Genomic DNA, 12343 nt, shown 5'->3' with positions numbered 1-12343 from the left:
ACCATCTAAATATCGTTTCACCGCTTGGATTTTTTCTTTTGAAGAAAATTTAGCCATAAAAAATGCACCTCCAATTGTTAGACTGTGTCTAACAATTGGGGTGCACTTCAAATGAAGGGGCTTTTGTGGAGCCGACTAAGCTTAGTTTAAAAGACTATATGGTTCAGTGGTTAGAAATTAAAAGGGTGAGTATAGAAAAGTTTCTTATAATAGCAATATAAACCACCATGTTATACCTAGTATAGGAATAATTGCACTTCATAAATTAAATGTTATGCACATTCAAAAATGCTATAAATTAACACTAGATAATGGTATTTCAAATAATTGCATCGAATACTAAAAACAGCTTTAAATCTAGCAGTTAAACAAAATATTATTTCTAGAAATCCTGCTAATTTTGTTGAGTTACCAAAAAAGAAAAAAGCTCCATCCAGACTTGGACGGAGGAAGAACCAGTAAAAAATTTTTGGTAAAAGTAGCTTTGGCTAGCTAATGTTTGCATTTTATAACCAAAATCCAAATAAATCTTCTATTAACAAGGTTTATTCACCTTAACACATGTTATCATGTATAATACATATGAAAAGGAAATTCAGAATAACGAGGCAAATATTATGGACTTTGTTTATATTAATCAAAACGTGTTAAATAATCTTCTATACATTTTATGTAGTATATTTGTTTTTTATTTCATATATGATAGCCGGCACTATTTAAAGAAATATAAAATACTACTGATCACCCTTTGTTCTAGTATCCCGCTTATTTTATGTATGCGATACCCTATCTATATGGATGAAAGTTGTATTCATGATTTAAGACAAATTCCGGTCATAATAGGTACGCTTTATGGTGGATTCCCTGTCGGTATCATATTGTTTGCAATTTTATTAATTACGAGATTTTTATTTTATGGCTTTAACATGTTGACAGTTGTTGTTTACGGAATAATGTTCATCGTTACAGCACTCGCATCTTCAAAATTTAATACATATAATAGAAAACTTAAAGTAGCTTTTTCCATGCTTTTAACCTTTTTCCTAGCAATATTTACAACTTTAATTGTAATAACCTTATCAGATTTTGAAGTGAATAATTTGTATATTATTTATTTCATGGTATTACCGACTACTTTAATGTTATTTATTGTTTATATAAATGAAGTTATTAAAGATGCTGTATTAATGCGCTCAAAATTAATTAAAATGGAAAAAATGGAGATTGTTAGCCAACTCGCTGCAAGTATATCGCACGAAGTAAGGAATCCCTTAACGGTTGTAAAAGGATTTACACAGCTTTTAAAAACACCAAATTTAACTCCCGAATCAAGAGACGAATATATTAAACATATACTTGAAGAGTTAAATCGTGCCCAAGAAATTATCGATGATTACTTAACGTTTGCCAAACCTGCTCCAGAAAAATTAGATCAAATTTCAGTAAAACAAGAGTTAAATCGAGTTATTAATATGATATTGCCATTGTGTAATATGAATACGATACATATTACACAGGATTTTTCTGAGGCAACCATTGTTGGTAATAAACAGCACTTTCAACAATGTTTTTTAAACTTAATAAAAAATAGTATTGAAGCAATGCCTAATGGTGGTACCTTAAATATTTCCTCATCCATCAATAATAGTAAAGTTGAAATACGAATTGAAGATAGCGGAGTTGGAATGTCACAGGAGCAAATACATCGATTCGGTGAACCGTATTTTAGTACAAAAACAAAAGGAACTGGTTTAGGTACAATGGTTGCTGTTAAGATTATTGAGACGATGCATGGAAGTTTAAAAATCAGAAGTATCGTTAGTAAAGGAACGACTTTAACGATTACGTTCCCGAAATATAGTAAGAATACACATTAAAACAAATAAAAAAGGAGCATAGTCGCTCCTTTTTTATTTGTTTCGATACATAAGTATCTTCAATGTTTTTTTAGTTTACATTTGTGAAGACTAATTAAAAATTAGTATCCTCCGCCCCAGCAGCTGCATCCTACAATTATTAATAGAATGAATAACACAACTAATAAAGCGAAACCTCCACCAAAACCACAAGAACCACCGTAACTCATATTTTCTCCTCCTTTTGGTTTGAAAACTAATAGGTAGTTGATCATTTTAACTGGTTCGTATTATACATTATGTGTATATCCCTTTTTTGAGCATGTCTACATAAAAATAAGTAAAAGCACTCGTTTAAAGAGTGCTTTAAAATGGATACCAAAAGTTTTGAAATACGTTTAATTTTAAATATACCGCAACAATAAATATGAAAATACCGGCAAATAAAGCGATGAAATCTTCACGTTTCGCCTTACTTGTATAAAACCATGTACGTTTATCCTTCTTTCCAAATCCTCTTAAATCCATTGCATTTGAAACCGTATCTATTCTTTCTAGAGAATGAATGATTAGTGGCCAGAAAATTAAAACACGGTTCTTCATACGAACCCATAAACTTGCTTCTCCTTTTTCAAAAGCCACTCCTCTCGCTTCTTGCGCGTGTTTAATAATTTTATACTCAGACTGGATGTCAGGAATATAACGTAGTGCAATATTTATTGCATAAGTAATCTTATAATGAATACCCAGTTTACTTAAGTTACTTACAAATTCACTTGGATCTGTCGTGTAAATAAAAAGAAGTGTAAATGGTAATAACGTAAAATACTTTAATGAAAGTGTAGCTGCATAAAATAATGTTTCATATGTAATCGTTGCATATCCAACATGTAAAAACACGGTATATGATTCAGTTAATTCAGATCCATGAGTTGGTGTAATCAATAAAATCATGACAGAGTTTAATAAACTAAATGTAAATATGACACTAAAAACAATTAAAATTTTACGAAATGGAATTTTAGCAATGCTGAGCCCGATACACCCAATAATAAATAATATTAGCAACACCCGAAAATCAAAAAACAAAAAAGTAAGCGTCATACAAAAAATAAATAAAAACAATTTCACTACCCCATCCATACGATGAAAATATGTACTATGCACCTTCCTCCCTCCTATTACTGTCTAAATAAAGCTCCATAAATTTTTCTGGACATGCAATCCCACTAAATTTAACAAGCTTGGTTAAAGAACTCTCTCTTAAGTTGGCTCTTTGTAACGTTTCTTGATCGCCTAATACATCAAACACTGTATTATCCGCAATAATTTTCCCTTCATGTAGAACTACTGCACGGTCTGCATATTCTAGTACGAGATTCATATCATGAGTGATAAAAACAAATGAAATACCCTTTTTAGCTAGGTTTTTAATAAAAGACATAAATTGTTTATAGTGATAATAATCTTGTCCCGCTGTCGGTTCATCTAATATGATAAGTTTAGGATTTGTTGTTAATACAGATGCGATTGTTAATCTCTTTTTTTGCCCATAGCTTAGTGCTTGAATTGGCCAATTACGAAATGGATATAAACCACAAATTTTTAAAGTTCCTTCTACTCTATTCTTAATTTCTTCCTTAGAAAAATTATGTAATGTTAATGTAAATGAAACTTCTTCAAAAACAGTAGGCTGTGTAATCATATGATTTGGATTTTGCATCACGTAAGATATGATTTCCCCACGTTTACGAATAGACCAAGAACTAATATCTTCACCTTTTAACAAGATTTTCCCATTTTTCATTTTGTTTATGCCTATAAGACTATGAGCTAATGTTGATTTCCCTGCTCCATTATGTCCTAACAGTGCCACAATTTCTCCTTCATATATTGAAAGGTTTACATTTTCTAATACTTTTTGTTTATTAGAGTATGAAAATGATAAATTCTCCACTTTAAGTAATTCCTTGTTTTTAGTATTCCCTTTTAATATGACTTGTTTCTCCATCCACTCTTTTATAACGTTGCTTACCTTTTCTTTTTGAAGGTTTTCCATTGGATATATTACGTCATTATTACTATCAAAATGTAATCTCTTTAATGCTTCGATGTAAATAGGCTCTCTTAAGCCGATACGTGGTAATATATTTGACGCTAAGATTTCTTTTGGTGTTCCTATCGCAATGACTTTACCTTCATCAATTAATATAACTTTGTCTAAATCCAGTTTTAAAATTTCTTCTATCCTATGTTCGATAATAACAATCGTTTTATTATATTGTTCATGTATATCTTTCATAAGTTCTATCGTATGTATGGCGCTTAGTGGATCTAAGTTTGCTAACGGTTCATCGAACAATAATATATCCGCATTTGTTGTTAATAAACCAGCAAGGGAAACTGTTTGCTTTTGACCTCCTGATAATTCATGTGGACTTTGTTTATGAAACGTATGCATCTTCACCTTTCTTAATGAGTCCGAAACAATCTTTTTCATATCATCTTGCTTTACACATTCATTTTCTAAATAAAAAGCTACATCTTCTTCTACTGTCAGACCAATAAATTGAGCATCTTGATCTTGCAAAATTGTTCCTACCTGTTTACTTTGTTCAAAAATACTTCCTTCCCTCGGGTCTTTACCGGCAATTAAAACGTTACCTGTACTAGTCCCTTCGTAAGAAAATGGGATTAGCCCATTTATACAATGAGCTAATGTCGACTTGCCTGAACCACTTCGTCCAGCAATTAGCACTTTTTCCCCAGGGTATATATGAAAGGTAATATCACTTAAAGTAGGCTGCGCAGCATGCCAATATTGAAAGGTGAATTGTTCAAACGAAATAATTGGTTGCATGTTAACATCCCTACTTTTCAATTTTTAAATGTGTATGTTTCTTATTGGATTTCGCCAAACCAATTGTAAGTGGCAATCCAAGTACTAAGAAAACGATGACATCGGAAATTGTTGCGCCTAATACTTGTATAACAATTTTGTCAAATGGTTCTCCCATCACAATAATATCGAATGCCCCAGCAAATATAATAGCAATGACAATACCAACTAGCCCAGTAATTGCTAAATAAGAAATATCCCCCTTGTTAAACGACCCGTTTTTCACACTAAAACCAACTCTTCTTTGAATAAGCCCCATTGAAAAACCAATAATTCCTGAACTAATAACCCAGCCCCACCAAATCCCCCATCCAGCAATCGTATCTGTTACGGTATGACCGATAAGTCCGATTAACAGTCCTGCCACTGGACCAAATAATGCTCCAAAAACAGTTAATATAGCTAATGCTGGTTTAATAAATGTATTCGGTGCAATAGAAAATCCCCAAAGCCCTAATATCCCGTATAATGCTGCTCCAATACCGATTGCTACTACTAACTTTGTTGATAATTTGTTCATGACAATTCCCCTCTCATATTAGTCAACTTTTATTACTCTATATTTAATTTAAAAATGAATTATGCATCGACACTCTCTTTCTATACAACAAAAAAATGACCTCTTACATAAGAGGTCATTTTCTGTCACGTTCAAGAATCCTCTTATCTTTCAAAAAACACATCGTGTCCTCTGCGGAATTAGCACCTTCCTATAAAATTGCATAGGGGTTGCTGAGGTTTCTTAGGGCCGTTCCCTCCACCTCTCTGGATAAGTATTAATTTGTAATTCGTATTATGGCACTAAAGAATGTAAATTTCAACACTTTTCTTACTATTTTTATTTTTTGTTAAATAGATCATTTAAAACATTGTATTCTTATCGGAATTATGAAATAATAAATTCAAAATCGTTTCGGGAGGAATGCATTATGAAAGTTATTGGTTTGATTGGAGGATTAAGTTGGGAATCTACATCTTTATACTATAAACATATTAATACACTTACACTCTCTCAATACGATCAAAATGCAAAGTTAGTTTTATATAGTATGGACTTTGGTGAAGTAACTACTTTATTACAAAACCATCAATATGAAGAAGTGAAAAATGAACTAGTTACAGTTGCAAAGAAAGTTGAAAAATCTGGGGCTGAATGTTTATTAATGTGTTCAAATACCGTACATCTATTTGCCGAGGAAGTAGAACAAGCAATATCTATCCCGCTTCTTCACATTGGTGATGTAAGTGCTAAAGAAATGGTAGAACAGAATATAAAACGTATCGGACTATTAGGAACAAAACAAACGATGGAGCAAGATTTCTATAAATCACGATTAGCGAAATATAACATTGAGACAATTATCCCAAATGACGAGGAAAGAACTTTTATCCACCATGTCATATTAGATGAATTAAGTAGAGGGATCATTTCAGAAACATCTAAAGAAAAGCTATTACAAATTACAAAATCATTAATTCAAAACGGCGCTGAAGGTATATTATTAGGCTGTACTGAAATACCTTTACTCATCTCCCAAAATGATCTCACTGTTCCCGTTTTTGATACTGCTTTTTTACATGCAAATACTGCTGTACAATTTGCTTGTATACAGTTACGACTATTTATCCCGCTATTTATGGGTAGTAAAATCCCTATCGATTAAAGTTTTACTTTATTTAAAAGAGATTCAATAACTGCAATTGCTTCTTTTGAACCACCACATTCTAAAAAGCTATCATTAAGTTTTCTTATACCATGTTTATACTTTTCATTTGAAAGAACATCTGTTACGGCCTCTTTTAAAGTGTGCACATTAACATGTTCTTTCAATAGTCTATGTGCCGCTTCAAGCTCAGTTAATCTTTGCGCTATCATTGGCTGGTCTTTATCATGCGGTATTATTACAAATGGGACATTATAATGAATGGCATCGTGTACGCTATTCATACCACCATGTGTAATAAAAACATCTGCTTCATTTAATATTTCTGATTGAGGTACGTATGGAGCAATTATAAAATTATCTGGTGCTTTCTTAATTTTAGAAATATCATTTCTATCACCAATTGCCATTACAACTATCCCATCAAAATCTGAAAAAGTATCAATACAAGTATTAAAGAATGGTTCGAGTCCTTCAAGCAGTGTTCCCATTGAAATATAAATAACTTTCTTTTCTTTAAGTGATTCCAATGGAAACTTTATATTTGTTTTACGCTTTGAAATACTCGGTCCAATAAAAATGTTATTTTCTTCGAATGATTCGCTATTAGGTTGGAAATAACGACTTGTGTATACGAGACAAACATCACCCTTATTATTCATAAATTGAAGATTATTGTTTGGTTTTACTCCAAATTCATGTTCCATCTGGTTTAATAATTTTTCAGAGATCTTCTCTGGTTGGAATGGTATATCTGCATTTGGATGAAAAGGTAATGTCTTCAAAAACTCTGAAGGAATTAAAAATATAGGTGAGGACACTACACCTGGAACTTTTAAATACTCCTTTACTAACTCTCCCGCACCAAATATATCATAAATTACGAAATCAAAATTTATGCTTTCACTTAATTGTTTCGTAATTTCTAATATATATAAAGAAGTTTGAACATGCACATGAAAGAAAGCATTTAACCCAGATGAGGTTTCAGCATCAATAGAAATCCCCTTTAATAGATCCGGATGAGTATGTACAGTAGCTCCTAAATCTTCAATTCTACCCTTAAAGTTTGCCGTTGTAATATAATGTACATTATCCCCTCGTTCAGTAAAGGCTTTTACTAAATTTAATGTAGGGTTTACATGTCCCTCTGCTGGAAAATTAACTACTAAAATATTTAGCACTTATTCCTCACTCCTTACATTTCACTATTTTAATTAAGCATACTGTTATTTGTACATGTAATCGTCCCCTAATAGTCCTAATGTGCTTGCAACATTATGTTGATAAATAATTTTCAGTCATCAACATAAAAAAAGGCATCTACCTATGTAGATGCCTAACCGTGATAAGGAGTGTTCTGTGAGGTTAGAACAAGCTTTTCTGCTTGTCCTATGCTATCAATATATGATTTATTTTACAAAACGTGAATCGTTAATAGAATTATTTTAGCTCATTAAAATAAAAAAAGAGTTATTAATAAATATAATCTCAATTATTATTATGATGTAGCTACCTATGTTCCTCCAATATTTTAGAATAAACAGCTTCATATATACCTCATTTCTAATCTATTCCCAGATAAAAACGCCTCTAGTTCACATGAATGCTAGAGACGTTTCGTCCATTTTAATTCTCTTTAGAGTCATCTGTTTTTGGCGCTTCACCAGTTAATCGCTTATTTTTCAAATCAAAATAAGCATCTAAAACTTCTTTTCCAATATCGGAGTTAATGCCTGATTTATCATTTTTAACCCACGGTACTACAACAGAAAATGCTACTTCTGGATCATCATATGGCGCATATCCAGCTAATGTTAAATTATAACATTCTCTACGGTCGCCTTTCTCATTTCGCCCAATATCATTTTCTCCACCATATACAGTTTGTGCGGTCCCTGTTTTACCAGCTGGTTTATATGGTGCTTTTTGGAACGCTCTTACTCCCGTTCCATCTCCTTCTTGAAATACTTTTCTAAATCCTTCTTTTACTTGATTAATATATTCTTGTTTCATATCAATTCTATTTAAAACAACGGGTTCTATTGATTGTACTACTTTACCAACCTCATCTTTTTGAACGGTTTGTTCTCTAATCTCTTGAACAATTTGTGGTTTCATTCGATACCCTCCATTTGCGATAGTGGAAATATATTGTGCAAGCTGAAGTGGTGTATACGTATCATATTGTCCAATAGAATAATCTAATAAGAAACCAGGCTGATTATCTTTTCTTCCAATTTGTCCTGCAGTTTCATTTGGTAAATCAATACCAGTTTGTACGCCTAGTCCAAATTGCCTGAAATAATACCTCATTTTATCAAAATATTCTTGTTTAATATCTAGTGAACTATTTTTCACATAATCCACGCCAGCAATTTTTAATGCTATATTAAACATATAAACGTTTGAAGAAACTTGTAACGCTCTTAGATCGTCTATATCACCAAAATTTTTCCAAGACTTCTTCTCCTTAGTTCCTTTAAACTTCATAGGTGCATCATAAAAATGTGTTCCAGGAGTTATTGCATTTGTTTCAAACCCTGTTAACACTGTCGCACCTTTAACCGTTGATCCAAGCTCATAAGAACTAGTCAGCGTGCCTAAAGCATAATCTTCTACTTCCATTTTCCCGTCTTTTTCTACAAGCTTTTTCCCAGCCATTGATAATACTTGGCCATTTTTTGGATTCATCATCACTACGAAAGCACGGTCTAACATTGATTCTGATCCTTTATATTGTTTTAATATTTTTTCTATACTCTCCTCTACTTTTTTTTGCAATTCCATATCTATTGTTAAAGTTAAATTTTTACCGCTTTTCCCTTCAGTAACAGTTTCCGTTCTAATAGTATTTCCTTGTTTATCAGCAATGCTTCTTACTTCTTTTTTTGTACCATGAAGTACATCTTCGTATTGCTGTTCTATATAACTTTTGCCGACCCTATCATTTCGGCTATAATCACGCACTAAATAATAATCTAATCTTTCACGTGGCAATCCTTCATCAGCATTTGAAACGTTACCAAGGACAGAACGGAATAACCCATCATTTACATAGATTCTCTCCCAATCAACTGATGCATCTACCCCTGGAAGGTTCGCTAAATTTTCACTAATCACCGCATATTCCTGTTCACTAACGTTCTTTTTAATAATTTGAGGTGCCATTTGAAAACCTGAGTTCATTTTGCTTTTAATAGCTAACACTTCTATATCTTTAGCCGTTAATTCTTGAAGATTTTTATCTGTAACGCGCTTCCTTTTTAAATCTTCTATTTTTTTGTCTAGCTCTTTTCCGGTAATATCCTTATCTCGGAACTTATCTATTTCTTTTTTTGATACTAAGTCTTGAGTAAGTTCTGGATTTAATTGCATCCAAAAGTCTTTCTTATCAGTCTCCGTTAACTTATCTATATCTTCTTGTGGCATTTCAATAATATCTGCAAGTTGTCTTGCTGATTTTAATATTTCTTCTTGTTTTACACCTTTCACCTTTGTATATGTAATTGTACGTAAAGACTTATTATCAACTACTGGATTTCCTTCACGATCAAATATTTTCCCACGTGGTACAGAAAGACCCACGGTTGTATTTTCTCTCTTCTCTACTTCATTTTTATATGTTTCTCCATCAAAAATTTGTACTTTCCCTAACTGAATAATAATGCCAGAAAATAATAAAAATACACAAAGGAATAAAATATTTAACCGGAGAGGTACTACTCTCCCACTTTTCTTCTCTTGCTTTTTCACCTTGTCATAATCTCCTCCTTACAATATTCCAAATAATAATCACATTTCTATATTAAAAGTAATGTACAATTTCTATACATTGCTTTGTACAAATATTAATATAATGTTTAAAACTTAATAGAAATTAAAACAAAGGTAAAGAAAAGGTAAAGTTTACTAAATTAAATATAAAAAATACCCAATAACAAAAAGCTTAGTTTTCACTAATCGCTTTGTTATTGGGTATTAATTCATTTAAGAATTACTACTAGTGGGTATCGTTATACATTTGTCGTCACAATTAGAAAGAGATTGTTTACTTAGTACTTTCGGTAAGTGAATAGTTACTGTTGTCCCGACACCAACCTCGCTCATGATACTAATTGTCCCTTGATGACTTTCAATAATTTTATAACTTAACATTAATCCAATACCAGTCCCTTTTTCTTTCGTACTATAAAAAGGTTCACCTAATCTCTTAATTCTTTCTTCAGGTATTCCTATTCCTTCATCTATTACATGAATGATGACACCATCATCATTTATTTCTTTTATGTGAATTGAAATTTCCCCACCATTTGGCATAGCTTCGATTGAATTTTGCAAAATATTAATAAATACTTGTTTCAATTGATTTTCTGAGCATTCAATAATTATATCTTTGTCATCCGTAAATAGTTCAACTTGAATATTTGTCATAATTGCTTTTGTATTCATTAACGATACGACATTTTTAAAAATTTGATAAATATTTTTCTTTTCTGTATTTATCTCATCTGTTTTAGCAATTGATAGAAATTCTTGTAGGATTGCTTCTATCCTTTCAATTTCAGAAAGCATAAGATCAAAATATCTTTCTTGATCTTCTTTATTAATTTGGAATAACTGTATAAAACCTTTAATTACAGTTAAAGGATTTCTTACTTCATGAGCCACGCCAGCTGCTAATTGACCAATTGCTGCAAGTGTATCTGATTTGTTTAACAATTCTTCTGTCTTTTTTCGCTCTGTAATGTCGCGTACAATAATCATAATTTTATCATGTAATAATGGTAAGCACCTCGCTTCAAAGAAATCAATACTTCCATTAAGTGTGAGTGGATATTCTACAATTACATTCGTTCCTTTTTCCTTCACTTGATTAATGGCTTCCTGAAACTGCTGTGCTACTGAAGATGGTAATACTTCGTAAAACTTTTTTCCCATAAAAGCTTCTGCGGGTACGTAAAACTTTGTAGGAGATCCTGCCTTGTAATCTATAATTGTACCATCATCTTCTGTTAAGAAACATAAATCCGGTAAAGCTTTAAAAATTAATTCCAGTTCAGATGTTTGTTGTTTTAACTGCTCTTCTATCGCTTTTAAATGGGTAATATCTACACCAACAGCCCAATAACTATATCCTGTTACAGGAAACTGTTCTGATATATTCGACCACATTATTGTTTTGATTTCACCATTTTTACATGTTAAGTGCATTTCCCAATCTCTGAAATTTTTTCCACAAGTTAAAAATTTCTTTTGTATTTGATGGCGATAATTATGATTAGGATACAATAATTGCAGTGCATTGGGATTTCCAATTATTTCTTCAGCGGTATAACCGGTTACAATTTCACATTCTCGATTCCACAAAACAAAATCTCCATTATAATCAAGCGCATCGACCATAACAGGCATGTTTTGTAAAATCGTATGTAGTTCCTCCTCTTTCCGAGAAAGCAACGTTGTATTTTTACTTTGAAATATTTTTATTGCACCATCTAAAATTAAATTCGAGAGCATTTCAAAGTATTTTTGACAACTGAAAATTTCACTTTTTTTGGACCATACAACAAAAGATCCTAAATGTTGATTGTATAAGAAAATGGGGATTTCAATCTTTGGAAGTTTACTCTTTTTTATCTCATTCATTCCGAATGAAAAAACACACTCTTTTTCAGCATCAAGAAGTTGATGTGATATGTTAGTTAATTTATAAAATTGTTCTGCCATGGTTTCTATTGTACTCACATCAATAAGTTCCATTAGCCGCGAATTCATTCCTTTTTCACCTCAATATGTAAAATTAATACAAATGTAAAATTCATACTTCTCCATTATACGAAGAAAGCTAGTGTAGGTATATAGCTGTAGAATAATTATTCGAACAAATTTTATTTTTCAATTAAAATAAGAAAAGAATATAT

Annotated in this window: 9 protein-coding genes, 1 pseudogene and 1 riboswitch; of the genes and pseudogenes, 3 read left to right on the top strand and 7 right to left on the bottom strand. The window is 31.7% G+C overall.

Annotated features, from left to right (window positions below; translation table 11 throughout):
- Positions 1-110: 110 nt before the first annotated feature.
- Positions 111-470 (top strand): annotated as a pseudogene (locus tag MR143_RS33200) (site-specific integrase); the annotation flags it as partial.
- A gap of 147 nt (positions 471-617) precedes the next feature.
- On the top strand, positions 618-1877 hold the full coding sequence (locus MR143_RS13875; RefSeq protein WP_199717852.1) for a LytS/YhcK type 5TM receptor domain-containing protein: 1260 nt from the start codon (positions 618-620) through the stop codon (positions 1875-1877).
- Positions 1878-1978: 101 nt separating this feature from the next.
- Here the strand turns inward: MR143_RS13875 and MR143_RS13870 are convergent, their stop codons facing one another.
- The 4 genes from MR143_RS13870 to MR143_RS13855 form a co-directional block, all read right to left on the bottom strand.
- Positions 1979-2086 carry a YjcZ family sporulation protein gene (locus MR143_RS13870; RefSeq protein WP_000120182.1) on the bottom strand — a complete coding sequence of 36 codons (108 nt, stop codon included), beginning with the start codon at positions 2084-2086 and terminating at the stop codon, positions 1979-1981.
- Positions 2087-2222: 136 nt separating this feature from the next.
- Positions 2223-3023, bottom strand: coding sequence for an energy-coupling factor transporter transmembrane component T family protein (locus tag MR143_RS13865; RefSeq protein WP_000556378.1), 801 nt, complete (start codon positions 3021-3023; stop codon positions 2223-2225).
- Positions 3016-4716: an ABC transporter ATP-binding protein gene (locus MR143_RS13860; RefSeq protein ID WP_001182529.1), complete on the bottom strand. Its 1701-nt coding sequence runs from the start codon at positions 4714-4716 to the stop codon at positions 3016-3018. The genes MR143_RS13865 and MR143_RS13860 overlap by 8 nt, the downstream gene beginning before the upstream one ends.
- A 10-nt stretch (positions 4717-4726) precedes the next feature.
- A complete protein-coding gene (locus MR143_RS13855; RefSeq protein WP_001038213.1) occupies positions 4727-5275 on the bottom strand; it encodes an ECF-type riboflavin transporter substrate-binding protein in 549 nt (182 codons plus the stop codon).
- A 140-nt stretch (positions 5276-5415) separates the two neighbouring features.
- Positions 5416-5531, bottom strand: a riboswitch (SAM riboswitch).
- A gap of 153 nt (positions 5532-5684) precedes the next feature.
- On the opposite strand from MR143_RS13855, the gene MR143_RS13850 reads away from it, so the two are divergent.
- The gene (locus tag MR143_RS13850; protein WP_242280804.1) at positions 5685-6419 is read left to right on the top strand and encodes an aspartate/glutamate racemase family protein; all 735 of its coding nucleotides are present in this window, start codon (positions 5685-5687) and stop codon (positions 6417-6419) included.
- Here the strand turns inward: MR143_RS13850 and MR143_RS13845 are convergent.
- The 3 genes from MR143_RS13845 to MR143_RS13835 all read right to left on the bottom strand — a co-directional run bounded on the left by MR143_RS13845 (position 6416) and on the right by MR143_RS13835 (position 12197).
- Complete coding sequence (locus MR143_RS13845; RefSeq protein ID WP_000932162.1) at positions 6416-7603, bottom strand: macrolide family glycosyltransferase; 1188 nt, start codon at positions 7601-7603, stop codon at positions 6416-6418. The two genes, MR143_RS13850 and MR143_RS13845, sit on opposite strands and share 4 nt — an antisense overlap.
- A gap of 445 nt (positions 7604-8048) precedes the next feature.
- Complete coding sequence (locus tag MR143_RS13840; protein ID WP_000743782.1) at positions 8049-10175, bottom strand: peptidoglycan D,D-transpeptidase FtsI family protein; 2127 nt, start codon at positions 10173-10175, stop codon at positions 8049-8051.
- Between the two features lie 234 nt (positions 10176-10409).
- Positions 10410-12197: a PAS domain-containing sensor histidine kinase gene (locus MR143_RS13835; RefSeq protein WP_001088548.1), complete on the bottom strand. Its 1788-nt coding sequence runs from the start codon at positions 12195-12197 to the stop codon at positions 10410-10412.
- Between the last annotated feature and the right edge of the window lie 146 nt (positions 12198-12343).

It is taken from the genome of Bacillus cereus group sp. BfR-BA-01347 (assembly GCF_022663835.1).
GTDB lineage: Bacteria > Bacillota > Bacilli > Bacillales > Bacillaceae_G > Bacillus_A > Bacillus_A thuringiensis_K.
Note: the sequence above shows the minus strand (reverse complement) of the source record. Positions and strands in the feature narration are given on the sequence as shown.